Here is an 18,491-nt window from a genome sequence, read left to right as displayed (position 1 = left end):
CTGCGGGCGCTCACCGGCCCCGCAGCCAGCGAAGGAGAGAACCCCCATGAAGATGACCGGCAACACGATTCTGATCACCGGCGGCACCTCGGGCATCGGGCTCGGCCTGGCGCTGCGTCTGCACGAGGCCGGCAACAAGGTGATCGTCGCCGGCCGCCGCAAAGAACTCCTGGACGAGATCACGACCGCCCACCCCGGCATCGCGGCGCTCGTCCTCGACGTCGCCGACCCCGCGTCGATCATCCGCGCCGCCGAGACGGTGGCGGCCGCGCATCCCGACCTGAACGTCCTGGTCAACAACGCCGGCATCATGCTGCGGGAGAACCTCCTCGACCCCGCCTCCCTCCCGGTCGCCGAGGACCACGTCGCGATCAATCTGCTCGGCACGATCCGGATGACGTACGCCTTCCTGCCCCTGCTCGCGGGCAAGGACGACGCGGTCGTCATGAACGTCACCTCGGCGATGGGCTTCGTGCCGCTGGCGGTCACCCCGACCTACAGCGCGACCAAGGCCGCGCTGCACGCCTTCTGCGAGAGTCTGCGCGTGCAGCTCGCCGACAGCGGCGTCCAGGTGATCGAGGTGATCCCGCCGGCTGTGCGCACCACCCTCCTCGGCCAGCAGGACGACGAGAGGTCCATGCCGCTGGAGGACTACCTCACCGAGGCCCTGGACCTTTTGCGGGAAAGGCCCGACACCAGGGAGGTCGTCGTCGAGCGTGCCAGGTTCTTTCGCGACGCGACGGCGAACGGTACCTACGACGACGTCCTGGCCATGCTCAGCAATTTCCGCTGAGCGGGCCGGAATGCGGTGATCTCGTTGTTTTTGGCGTCGGTCTCGCTCCGGCCAGCACGATGTGCGGGGCTGGTTGGGTCGGTGCGGTCGTCGGGGTGGATGTCTACGGGTTGGAGCCAGTCGGGCCAGGGCAGGTCGAGTTGGCTGGCCATGGCCCGGATCGCTCGTACGGGCAGGTCGTCGAGGTCGGTGGCGGTGGTGAATTGGCGGATGCGGTGAACGGGTATGCCGAGCAGGTCGGCGACCTGCTCGGCGGTGATGCCGCGGTTTCGGGCTTGCCGCAGGAGCCAGGTTCCGAGCGGCTCGGGCTGGTTCAGGTCCATTCGGGGGTGCTCAGGTCGAGGGCGTGGGCGTTGCCGACGAGCGCAGGGCCAGGCGGCGTTGCCTCATCCAGAGAGTGCCGTGCCCGGCGGGACCACTGCCGTCGCCTATTCGAACAGGGACGTGTCTCCCGTGCCCCGGCGGAGAATCTCGGGTTCCTCCTGCGAGAAGTCGACGACGGTCGTCGGAGTGGCGCCGCATTCGCCGGAGTCGATGACCGCGTCCACCACGTGGTCGAGCCGCTCCTTGATCTCCCAGCCCTGCGTCGAAGGTTCGGTCTCGTCGGGCAGCAGCAGGGTGCTGGACACCAGCGGCTCGCCGAGCTCGGCCAGCAGCGCCTGGGTGACGACGTGATCAGGGATGCGAACGCCGACCGTCTTCTTCCGGGGATGCAGCAGCCGCCGCGGCACCTCCTTGGTCGCGGGCAGAATGAACGTGTAACCGCCGGGAGTCGCCGCCTTGACCTGGCGGAACAGCGCATTGCTCAGGTGAACGAACTGACCGAATTGGGCGAAGTCACGGCACACCAGGGTGAAGTGGTGGTCGCTGCCAAGGCCGCGGATCTCTCTGATCCGGTCAAGGCCCTCCTTGTTGCCCGGTCGGCATCCAAGGGCATAGCACGAGTCGGTGGGGTAGGCGATGAGCCCGTCCGCCCGCAGGATCTCGGCGATCTGGCTGATCAGGCGAGGCTGGGGATTGTCCGGATGAAGATCGAAGTATCTGGCCACGCCTCGGATCCTAGGGTCCAGCACCATGGCATGACAGGCGGCCCCAGGGCGATACGGTCTCGCCGTCCGGCAGCGTCTCCCTGACTCCGCACCAAGACTCCTGATTTAGGTGATTGACGTCGGCGAAGAGGGCCAGTCCCCCCGTCCAGGGCTCGGGTCACCACCACATGGCTATGCCGTGCCGGAGGTCGGGATGAGCGGTTCGAGGCTCATCTCATGCTCGGCGAGCGGTAGGCCGACCAGCGGCTGGACCGGCCCTTTTTCGTATAAGTCGGCGACGTCGCCGGTGACCCCCAAGATAACGATTGAAAGGCCGCCCGTGCCCGCGTAAACCACACGGAATCCTGCAGAGCCCAGCCCGCCGAATAGACGGTGGTCCAGGAGGGCGCCCTGGCGCCCGTCTCGAGACTCAGCCGGCGCGGAACGGGTCGGCCGGGTAGACCCCGAGGATCTTCACGTCCGTGGTGAAGAACGCCAGCTCCTCCAGCGCGTTCTTCAGGCCGGGGTCCTCGGGGTGCCCGTCGACCTCGGCGAGGAACTGGGTGGCCGCGAAGTGGCCGCCGACCATGTAGCTCTCCAGCTTGGTCATGTTGATGCCGTTGGTCGCGAACCCGCCGAGCGCCTTGTAAAGCGCGGCCGGCAGGTTGCGGACGTTGAAGACGAACGAGGTGACCACCGGGCCCTCGCCGCGCGGTGCCTGCACGAAGTCCGGGCTGAGCACCACGAACCGGGTGGTGTTGTGCTCCTCGTCCTCGACGTCGCGGGCGAGGATGTGCAGACCGTAGATCTCCGCCGCGAGCGGCGGCGCAATCGCCGCCTGGGTCGGGTCGTCCGCCTCGGCCACCTCGCGCGCAGCGCCGGCGGTGTCACCGGCGATCACCGGCACCAGGTCGTGCTCGCGGATGATCCGGCGGCACTGGCCGAGAGCATGCACGTGGCTGTGCACGGCCTTGATCGTGCCCAGGGTCGCACCCGGCGGCGCCATCAGGTTGAACTGGATGCGCAGGAAGTGCTCGCCGATGATGTACAGGTCCGCGGCCGGCAGGAAGTGGTGGATGTCGGCGACGCGGCCGGCGATCGAGTTGTCGATCGGAATCATCGCCAGCTCGGCCTCGCCGTTCTCCACCACCGCGAACACGTCCTCGAAGGACGCGCACGGCACCGCATGCCAGTCGGAGTAGTGGTGCTTGCACACCATGTGGGAGTTCGAGCCGGGCTCGCCCTGGTAGGCGATACGTCGTGCGGTCACCCCAGCAGTTTCCCATGCAGCCGGGCGCGGCTGCCCGGCGACGGCCCGGTCCCTGCCCAGGCTCGTCAGCGTGGACACCGCCCTCTCGTCGTCACCGGTGAGTTGATGAGAGTGGATGCCGAGCAGGTCACCGCACTTTCGTGGTTTCCGCCGCGGTGTTCGTCCTGGTGCGGCCTCGCTAATGCAAGCACGCCAGGAGCGGTGCGGGTTCGCCTCGAAGCTGCTGGAGGGGATCTCGGCTTTTGGCCGACGTCGTTGGCTGTGGGTGTTGACCTGCCTGCAGGCACTGACGTCCGCCTTGTAGCGTCCGGCTAGCAGCGGCATCTTCCGCGTGATCTTGGCATCCCTTCGGCTTCTGTGTCCGGCCGATGACATTGATCCTTGGCGATCCATGATCAGGTCCGAGGCGGCGTCACCCCGGGACGCCGCCGAAGCTGATCTCATTGCCTTCCGCGTCCCGGTAGGTCACCTTGGTCACGCCACCGTCGTACGTCTCACGCTTGGCGGGCTCGATGCCCCGCCGGGCGATCTCGGCGACCCGGTCGTCCAGGTCGTCGACGAACGACAGCACCAGGGCGTTCCCCGCCCGTTCCGGGTCCTGCACGATGTAGATGTACCGGTTCTCGGCCACCTCCCACACCGCCTCGATGTCGTTCGGCAGGAACGAGGGCTCCCCGCCGAAGAACTGCTCGTACCACGGCAACGCCGCGGCGTAGTCGGTGACGGGGATACCAGCAAAGAGGTCCAGCGCCATGTCGTCCTCCGCGCGTAGTCGATGCGTCGCCGGTACTGACCCCGGCAGCGTCGGAAACTCATCGGCGCCCGCCTCGCACCCGTGCATCCCGTCCCGAGAAGCCGTGATAGCACCGCGTGTCCCTCCCGCCAACCTCATCCGGAAGGGACACGATCTTTCCGGTTCGCCAGGAAATCGCCGAAGAGATCGGCGCATGCAATACCACTGTCATGGACATCCTCGAACGAGCAGGCACCCCCGGCGGCCCGCCCACGTGACGCGGCGACAGCAACGGCACCTTAGCTGAGGCCTCGGCCATACGGACGGTCGCCCGGATGCCATGAAGGCCGGACGAACCACGCCACGCCACCAACTGGACAACCAGCCAACGCCCTGTTCAGAGGACCGGCCTATGCCACAACACGCCGGAACCTACACGCCTGCTGGGGCGCCGGTTTCACGGTGCTCGGCCCGATCGTGGCGGTGCGCTATCTGGAGGGCGGGGCGATCATCTTTGGCGTGATCGGGTCCGCGATCGGGGTGGGGCTGGCATGGCGGCGGTCGCGCAGGAAGACCACCTCGGCGTGGCCAGCGTACTGATCGATCTTCGCGAGGACTCGAGGGCGCATTCTGCGCCGGTAGGTGGCGGCATACGTCAAGACACCCCAGTGGAGGCGGTTGTAGATGCCGGTGGCCTGGTCCTGCCCGTAGCCGTGCTTGAGCCGTCGGGACACCAGGCCCCGCAGGGCCGCCCACGTGGACACGTCCATGAAGATCACCATGTCACAGGCCTCCAAGCGAATCCGCAAGGTGGCGTTGTAGTTGCCATCTTCTCTGAAGGTCACGCAGAGTAATCATGGTGCGATGCTGATGAGCGAGGAGTCTCCAACCGGCCACGGCCTGACGGATCCGGGCAACGATCGATCGAGTAGCCTCCCCCGGCCTCAGGTCGGGCCATGTATCCCCCTGGAACGCCGGGCCGCCGACGTCAGACGTGGCGGGCCATCTTGATGGCAGAGATCAGCAACACAATGGCCAGGACAGGGATGAGCACCAGATCAGGAATGACCCCAAGCAGCAAGCCGCCGAGCAGAGCGCCGGTGATGGAGCCGGCGACCATGACGGCGACGAAGCGGAGGTTGGCGACCAAGACAGCGAAGCTGCCGCCGCGGCTGTAGCGGGCGAAGGCCACCAGCATGGTGGGCAAGGAGACGACCAGGGACAGGCTGCCGGCGGTCTTGATGTCGACGGAGTAGAGCAGCACGATCGTGGGGATCAGGAGTTCGCCACCGGCGACGCCCATGACGGCGGCGACCACGCCGATGCCCAACCCCGCCACGTCCCCCGCAAGCGCCCGCGCCAGGCCAGGCACGGCCAGGGCACCCAGGGTGGTGGTATGCGCTGAGTACCAGGGCGGCGGCCATCAACACCATCAGCGCCGCGAGCACCTTATAGAGGCGGCGCTGCGCATGCGGACTGCCCAGGAGGCGCCCGTCCAGGCCCCGAGTAGGCTGCCGGCCAGCAGGTTGGCCGCCACGGTCCAGTGCGCGGCCAGCTCGGCGAGGGAGACGGCCAGCCGCGCGGGCAGCGCAGTGAGCACCACTATCAGGCTCATCGCCTTGTTCAGGATGACCGCCGCCAGGGCTGCGAATCCGAACAGGCTGATCAGCGGAGGCAGCCGGAGCTCGGCGCCGCCCAGGCCGATCATGCCGCCCAGCACGCCCACCGCCGCGCCGGCGGCGAACGCCAGCGGCAGTGAGCGTGTCACGCGCGCAGGGACAGCAGCATCGTCCGCGACCATGCCAATCACGCTCCCTGCCCGCTCGATCCTTCGCCCGCGCCTCGGAGATCGCCGTTGTCCCGCAACGGACGGCCTTACCGGCAGTTGGGGGTCGCCCAGCGAATGGAACGGCAGTCCGTTGTGATCGCCGTGCACGCTGACCTCGGCAGTCTTGCGGAACTGAGACGGTCGTCGCCCCTAGAGTCGGAGCATGCGCAGGATCGCAGTGGTCGGGTGTGGGGGCAGCGGCAAGACCGTGCTGGCCAACCGGCTCGGCGCTTCGCTGGGCATCCCGGTTACCTTCCTGGATGCTCTCTACTACGACGACAACTGGAAGGCCTTGCCGCAGGAGGAGTTCGCGGAACGGCAGCGGTCGATCGTCGCTTGGGGCGTTCACGAATGGCGTTGTCCTGTGACGAAGCACCTGCATAGAAGATCGCTTCCCGAGGACAACTTGATCGCTTCCCGCCCTGGCAGGCCGCCGCCTGCAATGTCAAGATCGCGCTGTTGTGGACCCGTGGGTGTCCCCGGCGGCTTCCTGCCCGCCGATGGTGGCCGGCGCGCTGGGCGTGGTCTTCATTGTGCTGGATCTGACGCAAGCCGATCAGCTGGCCAGCGTGATCGGGGCGTTCGTCGGCCTGGCCGGGCTTGGGGTGTCGGTGTACGGGGTGGTGCTGGCCCGCCGCAGCGCGGCCGCCTCGCCCACCCCGCCGCGGAGCCCGCCTCGATCACCGGGGCGGGCGAGACGCGTAACACGATCGAGGGCGGCACCTTCCACGGGGCGGTGATCCAGGCCCGCGATATCACCGGCCCGCCGCCGACCGGCGGCCCGGGCGGGGTCGGCAAGACGGCCCTCGCCGTCCACGCCGCGCACCGCGCGCTTGACAGCTTCCCCGGCGGGGTCCTCTTCGCCGACCTGCAGGGCTACGACGAGGCCCGGCGGGTGGACCCCAGCCGCGTCCTGGACGGCTGGCTGCGGGCACTGGGCGTCTCCGGGGCTGGTGTCCTGGTGCACGGGCTCACGGTGTCGGGCAGGTTGAACAGCTCGGGGCCGAATTGCGCGAGTTCGGTGAGGAAGCCGTCTTCGAGGGCGACGACGGACAGCGAGAAGGCCCGGTCACCAGGGATGTGGATGTAGGTGGCTCACGGACTTCTACTCTTGTGATGAGTGTCAGAACAGGCCTACTGGAGCTGTTCCTGATGAGCCTAGGCACTTCCTCACCACATCGAGGGTGGCCGCCAGCTCGGGTTCGGGGACGAAGTGGCCGAAGGTGTCGTTGGCGAAGTAGGAGACGCCGGCCACGGACGTGGCATGCGCGGCCAGGGCCTCCCGCTGGTAGAGATAGGTGCGCCGGTCGTCGAGGTAGGTGCGGTACCAGTACCAGGGGTCGACGAAGTCCAGGCCGAGCAGCGGGCGCGGGCCGCCCAGCGCGGCCTTGCTGAGCAGGTTGGGCACGATCTCGGTACGCTCCACCAGCACGGCGAACGTGCTGATCAGGATCGCGTCGAGCGAGTGGTAGGCGGCGTCGGTCATGCCCCAGGCCGACCGCTCCACCTCGGCCCGCCAGTAGGTGTCCATCCAGTAGACGAGGCCCTTCCCCATGGCTTCGCGCAGCCGCAGGAAGAACCGCTCGATCCCGGCCGACCGCTCTGGGGTGAGCGGCGGCGCGTTGTCCGGATGCCAGAACCCGACCAGGCCGAACTGGTTGCCGAGCATAACCCCGTCCAGCCCGAAGTCGGCCGTGAACGCGGCCGTCTGGGCGGCGACGAAGTCCCCGGCCGGCAGCCCGGCCGGAATGCCTGCGGGGAAGGCGGCGTACGGGCGCGGGTCGGGCGCGAGCGGAGCTGTCACGTCGATCACGCCTGGGACGATGTGGCCGCCGGCGTCGGCGGTACCGGCGGCCACCTCCGGGTGCCGTATCGTCTTCCACTCGCTGCGGCAGAACTCCGGGCCCGGCTCCAGATACTCCAGCAGGTTGACCCGCAGGCCGCGCCGCTCCGCCTCGGCGCGCACGGCCGCGTAGATCCCGGCCAGCGTGCGGTAGTCCATCGGCTGCTCGGAGACGATGAACATCGGCCCGGCGGAGTACGGGTTTGCCGAGCGCTCGCCGCCGTCGCGCACCCGGGCCAGCCAGTTCCGGTTGTGCGCCCTCGCACTGACGGCCGGTCCACCGGGCGCGAGGGCGAAGCAGTTGTAGCGGGCCCAGTCGAAGCGGTCGTCCCACGCGTGGCGGCCGGCGTAGTTGAGGACGTGGTCACCGTTGCCCGCGCAGAAGACCACCGTCACCGGCCGGTCCGCCAGCCAGTCGGCGTGGTGGTCGAAGAACGCCTCCACCCCGGGCGTCGGGTCACGCAGGTCGTCGAAGATCTTCGGCGTGATCCACAGGCACGCCTCCATGGCCGTGTCCGATGGCGGCGAGGGGTCGAACGTCACTTGGCCTCTCCGAACGCCTTGTCCATGCGGCCGAGCACGGTCGGAACGTCGACCGTCCCGTTGAACAGCTCCTGGATGGAGGTCAGGTGCTCCTGCTGCACCTTCGGGTTGGGCCAGCCCTGGTCCGGATAGAGCGTGGACTTGCCCGCGTTGACCGCGTCCAGCACCGGCTGCTGCAGCGCGTCGGCCTTGAAGGACGGGCTGGACAGCGCCGGGCTGCTGCCGGACTCGGTCGCGTACAGCGCCTGGCCCTCGGGCGAGGCGAGGAACTCCATGAACTTCTTGGCCAGCGCCGGGTTCTTGGGATTGGCGTTGACGCCGTAGACGATGCCGACCGACACCGGCAGGTAAGTGCCGTCGGCGCTGTCGGTGGCGGGGAACGGGCTCATCGAGAACGTGGTGCCCTGGGGCGCGAAGTTGAGCGCCGACTGCACGGCCGACAACACGTGGACGGCGCCCAGCGCCTTGCCCTGCCCGAGCAGCTGCATCTGCTCGTCGTACCCGACGCCGTTGGGGCTGTCGTTGAAGCAGCCCGCGTCGCGCATCTGCAGGTACTTGTCCATGGCCTGTTTCCACGCCGAGTTCGCGAAGGTGGCCTTGCCATCCTTCTGCTGCTGGGTGAACTGCGGGTTCGGGCCGTAGACCAGGGAGGCGGTCAGCGCGTACGGCACCAGCTGGGTCACCCACGCTGACTTGAGACCGAGGGCGAACGGCACGACGTTCTTGGCCTTGGCGTCCTTGCAGAACGCCAGCACCTCGGGCCAGGTGGCGGGCTTGCTCAACCCGGTCTTGGCCAGCGCCTGGTCGTTCCAGATGGCGCCGATGGCGCCGATCGTCACGGGCACGGCCACGACCTTGCCGGCCGGGTCGCTGGTGACGGCCTTGAGATCGGCACTCAGCCCGCCCGCCCAGCTCTCGCCCGACAGGTCCATCAGCATGCCGTCTGCGCCCAGGTCCCGTACGGCCATGGTGTTGCCGCCGCCGGGCCACATGCGGAACACGTCGGGCGCGGTGCCCGAGGACAGCTGGGTGCGCAGCTGCTGCTGGTAGGAGGCGTCGTCCTCGGTGAACGAGGTCTGCACCGTGACCCCGGGATTGGCCTTCTGGAACGCCTCCACCGCCGCCTTGGCCGGCCCCTGACCGGCCGCGGCCAGCGTGAGGACCTGGTCGGACGCGGTGACCTTCGTGGTGCCGCCGCCGCCCGAGGTGGAGCACGCGGCAGCCGCGACGGCGAGGCAGCACACTGCGGATGCGAACGTTTTACCCGACTTCATGACAAACTCCGATCGAGGTGGGGGGTACTAGCCTTTGAGGCCGCCGGCGAAGCCCTTGATGATGTGCTTCTGCAGAGCGAAGTAGACGACGAGGATGGGGATCACACTGATCACCAGGCCGGCGAAGATGAGGGGCCACTGCGATACGTACTGGCTGACGAACCCGTAGATCGCCACCGGGGCCGTGGTGTTGTCGCTGCCGCCCAGATACAGCAGCGGGGTGAAGAACTCGTTCCAGATGCCCACCGCGTTGAGGATCACCACGGTGCCGGTGACCGGGCGCAGCAGCGGGAACACCACGGTCATGAACGACCGCAGCGGCCCGCAGCCGTCCAGCAGCGCGGCCTCCTCGTAGTCGAGCGGCAGCTCGCGCAGGAACATCGTGTAGAGGAACACCGAGAACGGCATCTGCTGGCCGACGTTGATCAGGATCACCGACCAGAGCGAGCCGAGCAGGCCGAAGTCGCGCATGGACGCGTACAGCGGCAGCAGGGCGAGCTGGCCGGGGACGAGCAGGCCCCCGATGACGAAATAGAACGTGTACCGCGACCACCCACGGGTCACGCGGGCCAGCGGGTAGGCGGCCGTCGCCGCGAAGGCGATGATCAAGACGACGCTGACGGCCGTGATGGCGAAGCTGTTGGCCAGCGCCGCGCCGAGGCTGGCTTGGTCCCAGGCCTGGGCGTAGTTGTCGAACGTGGGCGGGAACTCGAAGGCCAGCGCGCTGGTCTGGCTGTCCTGCGGCTTCAGCGACACGTTGAGCAGGCCGACGAGCGGCACGAGGAAGACCAGCGCGAGCAGGATCAGCGTCGCCTCGCGCGTCAGCGTCCGCCAGGTGTAGCGCGCGTGCATCAGGAGGCCTTCCTCTGCGTCAGGCGGAACTGCACGGCGGCCAGGACCGCGATGACCACGGTCATGACGACGGCCAGGGCGATCGAGAACGGGAAGTCGCCGAGCGAGAACGCGCTCTTGTAGATCGCCGTCGAGATCGACTCGGTCGCGGTGCCGGGACCGCCGCCGGTCATGGCCATGACTTGGTCGAACTGCTTGAGCCCGCCGATCAGGCAGAGCATCACGTTGATCACGACCGCGCCGTTGAGCAGCGGCAGCACGACACGGCGGAACTTGCTCCAGGCCCCCGCGCCGTCGATGGTCGCCGCCTCCAGCACCTCGGCGGGGATCGCCTGCAGCCCGGCCAGGTAGATCACCATGGAGTAGCCGGCGAACTGCCAGACGATCTCCAGGACGATCGCGTACAGCGCCGTGTCGGGATCGCCGAGCCAGTCGTGCGCCAGGCCGCCCAGTCCCACGGCGCGCAGCGCGTCGTTGACGGCGCCGTCGGGCGACAGCAGGAAGCTCCACACGTACCCGGCCACCAGCGGCGTGAGCACCACCGGCGCGAAGAAGATCACCCGGAGCACGTAGCGGCTCTTGACCATGGAGTTCACGCCGAGGGCCAGCAGCAGGCCGACGACGTTCTGGACGACCATGGCCACCGCCGCCAGAACCAGTGTGTTGACCAGCGCGTCACGCGCCGTCCGATCGGAGAAGACGGTGGCGAAGTTCTCGAGGCCGACGAAGGACCAGTCGGGACGCAGGCCGTTCCAGTCGGTGAAAGAGAACAGCGCGCCGTTGGCACTAGGCACGACGACGATGAACAGGTAGATCGAGATCGCCGGGACGACGAACCACCACGGCGCGCGCACCCCGACCTTGCGGCGGGCCTTCGGCACCGGGCCTGGTGAGACCTGCGCGGCAGGCTCGCGCACGTCAGGTGGTGTCGTCGTCGCATGCGGCAAAGCCACGTGTGACTCCTCTCGCAGGTGACCTGATCGCGTTTGGAGGAGGAAGAGGGGATGATCGCGGCCGTCATAGGGACCGCTCGTTCTAGATCGTGAATCGATTCACGGTGTTTCGGGCAGATTACGCGTCCGCCCAACCCGTGTCAACGGAGTTGCAGCTCTCCAGGGCGTTTTCGTGAATCCATTCACGGATGCACTAGGCTCGCATCTGGTGGACATGTCAGTGAGGAGTGCGATGACCTCTGGACCGGTGCCGGAGCAGACGCAGGCCGGGGATTCCGCCGCCGCCACGGTCGGAGACGTAGCGGAACGCGCGGGGGTCTCGCGAGCGACCGTCTCCTATACCTTCACGCAGCCGAACCGGGTCTCGCCCGACCTGCGCCGGCGCGTCCTCGCGGCCGCGGACGAGCTGGGGTACGTCGGCAACGAAGCGGCTCGGCGGCTCCGGGTCGGCCACAGCCTGGCGCTGGGGCTGCTCGTCTCCAGCATGAGCAACCCCGTCTACGCAGAGCTCGCAGCGGGCGCGGAGGCGGAGGCCGCCGCGCACGGCCGCTTCATCCTCGTCGCCAACAGCGACGAGAGCTCCGCGCGCGAGCGCGCCTACCTGAAGTTCTTCGAATCTCAGCAGGTGAGCGGCATCATCGCCGCCCCTGTCGGCGACGTCCCCGCGGAGCTGCTCGGGATGAGGAGCCGGGGCACCCCGTTCGTCCTCGTCGGCGTCGCCCCCGGCCCGCACAGCTACCCGGCGATCTCGGGCGACAACGAGCGGGGCGGCTATCTCGCGGCTGCGCACCTGCTCGCCCAGGGCCGGCGGCGCCTGGTTTTCGTGGGCGGCGCACACCCTCACGTCGACCTGCGACTGGCGGGAGCCAAGCGAGCCGTAGACGGGTTCCCGGCGTCGGCCTCCATTGAGATCATCCGCATCCAGGTGCAGACCGCGAAGGTCGGCGAGGCGGTCGCCCGGACGCTGCTCCGGCGCTCGGCGTCCACCTTCCCCGACGGGATCGTCGCGGGCAACGACCTGCTCGCCCTGGGCCTGCTGCACGGGCTGATCGTGGGCGGGATCAAGGTGCCGGAGAATCTCTCGCTGGTCGGCTACGACGACATAGAGTTCGCCGACTTCGCGATCGTGCCGCTCACGACCATCCGGCACCCCTCCGCGGCGCTCGGCGCCAGCGCCGTGCGGATCCTGCTCGGCATGGAGAGTGAGCAGGACACGAAGGGACGTTTCGAGCCCGAGCTGGTAGTCCGCGCGACCTCCCTCCCCCTCGCGTGAAACGATCACACGGAGCGCCAGACGTCCGTAACCGACTGTTGACACCGCCGCAACATCGTCACTATGGTTGCGCCATGCTGATCCGTGAATCGATTCACGATCACAGCTGGACCGCGTCACGGCGCACTCCCCGGCGACTTCGGGTGATCAGCAGGTCCGTCCAGCCGATCTTCGTGGCCGCTGCCACCCGGCTCGCCGCTTTCACCCTGCCCAACGTCCAGCTCACACCGCACATCGCCGGGTCGGCGAGCACCGAGATGCACCGCATGGGCGCCCTGGTCGTCGCCGAACTCGGACGATACCTCGATGGGCTGCCGCTCCTCCATGAGGTGACGAAAGGACATGAACCGGCTCGCCTAGGTCCAGGTTGACTGCGGCGAGGTTCCGCCGGCCCGTCCTCCGGACGAGGAGGCCGGCCATCATTCGGGGATGTGGTCTTCGGTGTAAGGGGTGGTGACGTCCGCGTACCCCAGGTGCATGATCATGCCTTCGGACGCGTGTTTGAAGTTATGGCAGTGATCCATCCACAGGCCGGGATTGTCGGCGGTGAAGGCGACCTCGAACACCTCACCCGGCGCCACGTTGAGTGTGTCCGTCCACCACGGGCTGCCGGTGGACGGGACGCCGTTGCGGGACAGCACTCGCACGCGGTGCCCATGCAGGTGCATCGGATGATCGATGAGGCTGCGGTTGCTGATACGGACCTTGACCCGGTCGCCCTCGTCGACCATCAGCATGGGCACCGCGGGATAGAGGCGGCCGTTGATCGAGCTGCTCACGTAGTTGAACCGGCCCTGCGCGAAGCCGAATCCGTCGTCCAGTCCGATGTCGAAGGTGCGGTCGTAGTGCTCCTGAGCGGGCGGTGTGCCCGTGCCGTAGGTGAGCGGGTCGAACAGTGGCCCGGCGCCGAGTGCGGCGGGTGGGCTCTGCCCGGTGGGGCTGAAGGCGAGGGCGGCGTTGCCCGGGAACTCGGCGGTGTCGAGCGACACGGTGACGGTGCCGTCCGGCATGGTGAAGGCGGCGTCGTAGCGTCCGCCCGCGGCCAGCAGCAGGTCGGTTCCCGAGGGCACCGGGATGCCTCCCTGAACCTGGTTTCCGTCGATGGCGGTCACCGTGTACGCCACGCCGCTGAGGTGCAGGCGCTGCGGCTCCTCCGAGCTGTTGACGAACCTGAGCAGGACCGGCTCGCCCGCGGCGACGGCCTGCTTGCTGGGCTGGTCGGCGGTGTCGAAGGCGGGGATCGGATCGTCGGCACCCGGCCACAGGTGGGTGAACACCACCTTCTCGGACGCTGTCTTCTCTGGCGCCTGATGATCGTCCTCGACGATCAGGGCGCCGAACAGGCCCCGCTCCACGGTCTTGGACGAGTCTCGGTGGGTGTGGTACCAGAAGGTGCCCGGGCGATCGGGGACGAACCGGTAGACGTGCCGGCCGCCCGGCATGACGGCCTCCTGGGTGACCCCGGGCACGCCGTCCTCGGCGTTGGGCACGTCGACGCCGTGCCAGTGCACCGTCACCCCCTCGCGGACGTCGACGTTGACCAGGGTCACCTCGACGAGCCGTCCCTGAAGTACCCGGATCGCCGGTCCCGGAGACTGGCCGTTGAAGGTCAGTGCGTCGACCTGACGGCCGGAGGCCAGGCGGACCTTGCCCTGCGCGGCCGTCAAGGTGAAGCGGGCGTCTGGTGTTCCGTCGCGCGGGCCGGTGAGCTGCTCGACGCTGCGGGCGCCGGCGGAATGATGGTCATGAGCGGGTACGGCGCCGCCGCCCCAGTCCATCGACATCGCCGTCTGGTTGTCCTGGTAGGCCAGGCCCAGCGCGATGGCGGGCACCAGCAGGGACAGGAGCGTGAGCCAGGGCGCGCGCGAGCCGCGCGAACCGGCCGCCCGCCATCGTGCGAGCGCAACAGACATCCCCATCGCCAGTAGTGAGGCGATCAATGCGATCAGCGGGCTGGCCTGGGCGAACGGGATGTACAACCAGATTGCTGACAGCGCTCCACCCACGGCGGTGGCGTGGGCGGCCATGGAGATCCTCTCCGGCGACCATCCCCGCCATACCGCGACCATGGCCACGGCAGCCGGCACGGCCGCCAGGAGAACTTCGAAGCTGAGGCGAGAGGTGGTCAGCGACAGCCCGCCGGTGCCGATCAGACCCACCACGACCAGGCGGATCAAGATCAGGGCCGCCATGCCGTACAGCGCCAGAGCCAGGCGAAGCAGCGCGCGCTGCGTGTCGGCGGGACGGCTGAGCAACCGCCCCGCGCGCCTGCCCGTGATCATGGCCACGGTCATGACCGCGAGGGCAAGGACCATGTCGGTGAGGAAGAGGGGCTCGAACATCGGGCGTCAGTCCCACAGACTGATCGCGACGAGCATGGCCGCCGCCGGCAGCAGCAGCCAAGGCTCGGACAGCACCAACACTGCGATGAAGATCAGGGCGAACCAGGCCAGGCCCTTGGCGGCACGACGCTTGGCCATGCGCTTCTTGCCGTGCTTGTCCTTCTTGTCGGGCTCGTACGGCGTGGGTTCGGTAACGGTTTCCTGCGGCGGGAGCTCTGATGTCGGAGTTTCCTTCGTTTGCATGAGCACAGCGTGTTCCCAGGCCGCAGACCATCGCGTCGGTGACTATCGCCTAGTCAGTGCCGGCCGTAGGCAGTCGGCGGTCCGAGGAACCCCCAGGCCGGTATGGCCGCCGTAGGCGCTCGCATTGCTTAGGCGATTTCTACCGACGCGAGCGCGGAAGCGGCGATGCGACCTTTGCGTCATGAACGGCCCCCGACTCGAAGAGCCGCCCATCCGATCCAGAGCGTGGTTGCCGCTGGCGGCCCTGGCGACCGCCCAGTTCCTCGTCGTGCTGAGCACCTCCATCGTGAACGTCGCACTTCCGGAGATCCGCACCGGCCTGGGACTCTCATCGGCGGGGTTGTCGTGGGTGGTCAACGCCTATGTGCTGGTGTTCGGCGCGCTGCTGCTGCTCGGCGGCCGATCAGGTGACGTCTACGGCCTGCGCCGCGTCTTCCTGCTTGGCGCCGGCCTGTTCACGCTGTCTTCCCTGGCCGCGGGACTGGCTCCAGGGGCCGCGATGCTGATCGCCGCGAGGGCGGCCCAGGGGGTGGGGGCGGCGCTGCTCGCGCCGACCGCGCTGGCTCTGGTGCTGACCATTTTCCCCGAGGGGAGCGGGCGCGGCACCGCGCTGGGCGTGTGGGGCGCGGTCGGGCGGCGCAGCGGGTGTTCTGCTGGGCGGGCTGCTCAGCGGTCTTTACGGCTGGCGTTCGGTGTTCTTCGTCATGATCCCCGTCGCCGTCGCCGTGATGATCGCCACCTGGGTGCTGGTCGCCACCGACCGGCCGCGCGGTGGCCGTCTCGACCTCGGTGGAGCGCTGACGGTGACGGCCGGCCTGGTCGCCCTCACTTATGGACTGTCCGGCTCGTGGCCCGGGTTGGTCGCCGGACTCATGCTCCTGCTGATCTTCGTCGTCCTCCAGCGGCGGACGGCCGACGCGCTCGTGCCGGCACGGATCTTCGCGGTGGGCGCGGTGGGCGCGGCGAACCTGCTGATGGCGCTGCTGGGCGCGGTCTGGCTCGGACTGTTCTTCTTCCTGCCGCTCTACCAGCAAAGGGTGCTCGGATACACCCCGATGGAGGCGGGGCTCACCCAGCTGCCGCTCGCCCTGACGATCACCGTGGCCTCCTGGATCACCCCATGGCTGGCGGGTCGGCTGTCCACGCGGTCCGTGCTGGCCGGTGCGCTGATCTTGCTCGCCGCCGGGCTGGCGTGGCTCTCCAGGGCGCCCGAAGACGGCACCTTTCTCCTCGACCTGCTCGGCCCCTCGCTCCTGGTGGGCGCCGGGCTGGGGATGGCGTTCGTCCAGCTCACCGTGCTCTCGTCGGCGGGCGTCCCGGCCGCTGACAGCGGCCTGGCCGGTGGGCTGATCAACGCCACCCGTCAGATCGGCGGGGCGATCGGCCTGGCCGTCCTCACCGCCGTCTCCGCCGCGGGCGGGTACGGTTCCGCCTTCCTGGCCTCCGCCGTGATCACTCTGCTGACCGTACTCCTCGCGTTCGTCACCATCAGAAACTGAAAGGAATCCGCTCGATGAGCACCGACCTTCCCAAGCCGTACATCAGCGGCCATTACTCACCCGTTCCCGACGAGATCACCGCCCGCGAGCTGACCGTTCACGGCACGCTGCCGCCGGAACTGAACGGGCGTTACCTCCGCAACGGCCACAATCCCCAACCGGGCGTCACCCCTTCGCACTGGTTCCGCGGCGCGGGCATGCTGCACGGCGTACGCCTGTCCCAGGGGCGGGCCGAGTGGTACCGCAACCGCTGGGTGCGTACCCCTTATCTGGACGGTGTGCCGTTCACCGGGACGGAGCTGGAGGTCAGCGCGGCCGCCACCAACATCATCTTCCACGGCGGCCGCTATCTGGCGCTGCAGGAGGCCAACCTGCCCTGGGAGGTCAGCGCGGAGCTGGACACGATCGGCCCCTACGACTTCGGCGGCAAGCTGACCAGCGCGATGACCGCCCACCCCAAGCAGGACCCGGTCACCGGTGAGCTGCACTTCTTGAGTTACAGCCCGTTCCCGCCCTATCTGACCTACTTCGTGGCTTCGGCCGCGGGCGAGATCATCCGTTCCGAGGTCGTCGACGGCTCGGGTCCGTCGCTGATGCACGACTTCGCCATCACCGCGGACCACGCCGTCTTCCTCAACTTCCCCGTGGTGTTCGACCCGGCCGAGCACTCCGGCATCCCGTACCGGTGGAGCGATACGTACACGCCGCGCATCGGCGTCCTGCCGCGCTCGGGCCCTGCGGAGGTCACCTGGTTCGAGGTGGACGTGGCCGCGCTGCTGCACGTCACCAACGCCTACGCCGACCAGCAGGGACGCGTCGTGATCGAAGGGCCGCGCTACGACCGCGCGGGCTGGGAGTCGTCGTGGAAGTGGTGGATCGGCGCCCCGGGGTACGGCCCCACCCCGAACGCCGGAGCGACCCTCCACCGCTGGATCCTGGACCCCGCCACCGGAAAGGCCACCGACGAGCCCCTGGACAGCCTGGTCACCGAGTTCCCCAGCATCAACGACGCCCATACCGGGAGCTACAACCGCTACAGCTACGCCATCGCCTTCCCGGGCGCCGGCCTGGACGGCTACTCGACGATCAAGTTCGACACCGTCACCGGCGAGCGGCAACTGCTCGCCCACGGCGCGGACCGCATGCCCGGTGAGGCGGTGTTCGTCCCGGCCGAGGGCGGCACCGGCGAGGACGAGGGTTACCTGCTCACCATCGTCAGCGACCTCAGGGCCGACGCCTCCCAACTGCTCGTGCTGGACGCGAGCAACCTGCACAACGCCCCCATCGCCACCGTCGAACTGCCCCGCCGCGTCCCGGCGGGCATCCACGGCCACTGGATCGCCGACCAGGAGGACTCCCTGTGATCACCGCAATCGACCATGACGCCCCCGTCGTCGTCCGCCGCGACATCACCATCGACGCCCCGCTCCAGCGGGTCTGGGACCTGCACACCGACGTGCCCGCCTGGCCGGCGTGGCAGTCCGACATCACGGCCGCCCGCGCCGACGGCGCACTCGTCCCCGGCGCCGTCTTCCACTGGAGCACCTTCGGGCTGGACATCGACTCCACCGTCCACGTGGTCGAGGCGCCGAATCGCATTCTGTGGGGTGGCCCGGCCCACGGCATCACCGGCCTCCACCTGTGGACGTTCCATGAGGAGAACGGCGTGGTCCGCGTACACACCGAGGAGTCCTGGGACGGCGATCCGGTCCGCGCCGACATCGAGGGCATGCGGGCCGCGCTCGACGGGTCGCTGGGCGCCTGGCTCGACCACCTCAAGAAGGCCGCCGAGAGCGCCTGAACGAACACCGTGTGGCGGCTCGGCCGCCACACGGTGTCTCCTCGACGATCGTGCTGGAGCACATATTCGTGGGTGAGCCTGGACGCTCCCCGGTCACGGTGGCAACTATGAAGAGGGCGCCCACCGCGCACGGTGCGGCCGCGGACGCCACCGCGCCGCCCGGCAAGAGAGCGGCCAACCTACCTCACAACCACGGACCTCAGGCAAGCCGACGTT

Annotated in this window: 20 protein-coding genes and 1 pseudogene; 7 read left to right on the top strand and 14 right to left on the bottom strand. The window is 68.6% G+C overall.

What is annotated here, in order from left to right; translation table 11 throughout:
* The first annotated feature begins 46 nt into the window (after positions 1-46).
* Positions 47-793 carry an SDR family oxidoreductase gene (locus tag EJK15_RS31680; protein WP_138714150.1) on the top strand — a complete coding sequence of 249 codons (747 nt, stop codon included), beginning with the start codon at positions 47-49 and terminating at the stop codon, positions 791-793.
* On the opposite strand, the gene EJK15_RS31675 is transcribed toward EJK15_RS31680, so the two are convergent.
* The 8 genes from EJK15_RS31675 to EJK15_RS71015 all read right to left on the bottom strand — a co-directional run bounded on the left by EJK15_RS31675 (position 754) and on the right by EJK15_RS71015 (position 6,382).
* Positions 754-1,116 (bottom strand): helix-turn-helix domain-containing protein, encoded by a 363-nt coding sequence (locus EJK15_RS31675; RefSeq protein WP_138714149.1) that lies wholly within the window; start codon positions 1,114-1,116, stop codon positions 754-756. The two genes, EJK15_RS31680 and EJK15_RS31675, sit on opposite strands and share 40 nt — an antisense overlap.
* 105 nt (positions 1,117-1,221) lie before the next feature.
* Positions 1,222-1,842: an L-threonylcarbamoyladenylate synthase gene (locus EJK15_RS31670; RefSeq protein WP_138714148.1), complete on the bottom strand. Its 621-nt coding sequence runs from the start codon at positions 1,840-1,842 to the stop codon at positions 1,222-1,224.
* Positions 1,843-2,251: 409 nt separating this feature from the next.
* Entirely contained in the window at positions 2,252-3,091 is an 840-nt protein-coding gene (locus EJK15_RS31665; protein WP_138714147.1) for a prephenate dehydratase, read from the bottom strand.
* Positions 3,092-3,503: 412 nt separating this feature from the next.
* A complete protein-coding gene (locus EJK15_RS31660; RefSeq protein ID WP_138714146.1) occupies positions 3,504-3,845 on the bottom strand; it encodes a VOC family protein in 342 nt (113 codons plus the stop codon).
* Between the two features lie 467 nt (positions 3,846-4,312).
* Complete coding sequence (locus EJK15_RS31655; RefSeq protein ID WP_138714145.1) at positions 4,313-4,669, bottom strand: P-loop NTPase family protein; 357 nt, start codon at positions 4,667-4,669, stop codon at positions 4,313-4,315.
* A 143-nt stretch (positions 4,670-4,812) separates the two neighbouring features.
* Complete coding sequence (locus tag EJK15_RS73060; RefSeq protein WP_206061203.1) at positions 4,813-5,196, bottom strand: sulfite exporter TauE/SafE family protein; 384 nt, start codon at positions 5,194-5,196, stop codon at positions 4,813-4,815.
* 60 nt (positions 5,197-5,256) lie between these two features.
* Positions 5,257-5,592, bottom strand: coding sequence for a TSUP family transporter (locus tag EJK15_RS73055; protein WP_206061202.1), 336 nt, complete (start codon positions 5,590-5,592; stop codon positions 5,257-5,259).
* Positions 5,593-6,208: 616 nt separating this feature from the next.
* On the bottom strand, positions 6,209-6,382 hold the full coding sequence (locus EJK15_RS71015) for a hypothetical protein (protein ID WP_171074647.1): 174 nt from the start codon (positions 6,380-6,382) through the stop codon (positions 6,209-6,211).
* 6 nt (positions 6,383-6,388) lie between these two features.
* On the opposite strand from EJK15_RS71015, the gene EJK15_RS31645 reads away from it, so the two are divergent.
* Positions 6,389-6,742 carry a hypothetical protein gene (locus EJK15_RS31645; protein ID WP_138714144.1) on the top strand — a complete coding sequence of 118 codons (354 nt, stop codon included), beginning with the start codon at positions 6,389-6,391 and terminating at the stop codon, positions 6,740-6,742.
* Between the two features lie 33 nt (positions 6,743-6,775).
* On the opposite strand, the gene EJK15_RS31640 is transcribed toward EJK15_RS31645, so the two are convergent.
* From EJK15_RS31640 to EJK15_RS31625, 4 genes are read right to left on the bottom strand one after another with little or no spacing between them, the layout of a single operon-like run.
* Positions 6,776-8,038 (bottom strand): hypothetical protein, encoded by a 1,263-nt coding sequence (locus tag EJK15_RS31640; RefSeq protein ID WP_138714143.1) that lies wholly within the window; start codon positions 8,036-8,038, stop codon positions 6,776-6,778.
* Positions 8,035-9,312, bottom strand: a complete 1,278-nt coding sequence (locus EJK15_RS31635; protein ID WP_138714142.1) for an ABC transporter substrate-binding protein — start codon at positions 9,310-9,312, stop codon at positions 8,035-8,037. Before EJK15_RS31635 ends, EJK15_RS31640 begins: the two co-directional genes overlap by 4 nt.
* A 27-nt stretch (positions 9,313-9,339) precedes the next feature.
* Positions 9,340-10,164, bottom strand: a complete 825-nt coding sequence (locus EJK15_RS31630; RefSeq protein ID WP_138714141.1) for a carbohydrate ABC transporter permease — start codon at positions 10,162-10,164, stop codon at positions 9,340-9,342.
* A complete protein-coding gene (locus tag EJK15_RS31625) occupies positions 10,164-11,117 on the bottom strand; it encodes a carbohydrate ABC transporter permease (RefSeq protein ID WP_206061201.1) in 954 nt (317 codons plus the stop codon). The genes EJK15_RS31630 and EJK15_RS31625 overlap by 1 nt, the downstream gene beginning before the upstream one ends.
* A gap of 232 nt (positions 11,118-11,349) precedes the next feature.
* On the opposite strand from EJK15_RS31625, the gene EJK15_RS31620 reads away from it, so the two are divergent.
* Both EJK15_RS31620 and EJK15_RS31615 read left to right on the top strand, forming a co-directional pair.
* Positions 11,350-12,390, top strand: coding sequence for a LacI family DNA-binding transcriptional regulator (locus EJK15_RS31620; protein ID WP_171074646.1), 1,041 nt, complete (start codon positions 11,350-11,352; stop codon positions 12,388-12,390).
* 74 nt (positions 12,391-12,464) lie between these two features.
* Positions 12,465-12,761, top strand: coding sequence for a hypothetical protein (locus EJK15_RS31615; RefSeq protein WP_138714139.1), 297 nt, complete (start codon positions 12,465-12,467; stop codon positions 12,759-12,761).
* A 48-nt stretch (positions 12,762-12,809) separates the two neighbouring features.
* On the opposite strand, the gene EJK15_RS31610 is transcribed toward EJK15_RS31615, so the two are convergent.
* Both EJK15_RS31610 and EJK15_RS31605 read right to left on the bottom strand, forming a co-directional pair.
* Positions 12,810-14,732, bottom strand: a complete 1,923-nt coding sequence (locus tag EJK15_RS31610; RefSeq protein WP_138714138.1) for a multicopper oxidase family protein — start codon at positions 14,730-14,732, stop codon at positions 12,810-12,812.
* 6 nt (positions 14,733-14,738) lie between these two features.
* Complete coding sequence (locus tag EJK15_RS31605; RefSeq protein ID WP_138714137.1) at positions 14,739-14,975, bottom strand: hypothetical protein; 237 nt, start codon at positions 14,973-14,975, stop codon at positions 14,739-14,741.
* Between the two features lie 181 nt (positions 14,976-15,156).
* Here EJK15_RS31605 and EJK15_RS73045 point away from each other — a divergent pair.
* From EJK15_RS73045 to EJK15_RS31590, 3 genes and pseudogenes are all read left to right on the top strand, one after another.
* Positions 15,157-16,474: pseudogene (locus EJK15_RS73045) on the top strand (MFS transporter).
* A 14-nt stretch (positions 16,475-16,488) separates the two neighbouring features.
* Entirely contained in the window at positions 16,489-17,838 is a 1,350-nt protein-coding gene (locus tag EJK15_RS31595) for a carotenoid oxygenase family protein (RefSeq protein ID WP_138714136.1), read from the top strand.
* Positions 17,835-18,275, top strand: a complete 441-nt coding sequence (locus tag EJK15_RS31590; RefSeq protein ID WP_138714135.1) for an SRPBCC family protein — start codon at positions 17,835-17,837, stop codon at positions 18,273-18,275. Before EJK15_RS31595 ends, EJK15_RS31590 begins: the two co-directional genes overlap by 4 nt.
* The last annotated feature ends 216 nt before the right edge of the window (positions 18,276-18,491 follow it).

The sequence above is a fragment of the Nonomuraea basaltis genome, from assembly GCF_005893125.1.
Classification (GTDB): domain Bacteria; phylum Actinomycetota; class Actinomycetes; order Streptosporangiales; family Streptosporangiaceae; genus Nonomuraea; species Nonomuraea basaltis.
Note: the sequence above shows the minus strand (reverse complement) of the source record. Positions and strands in the feature narration are given on the sequence as shown.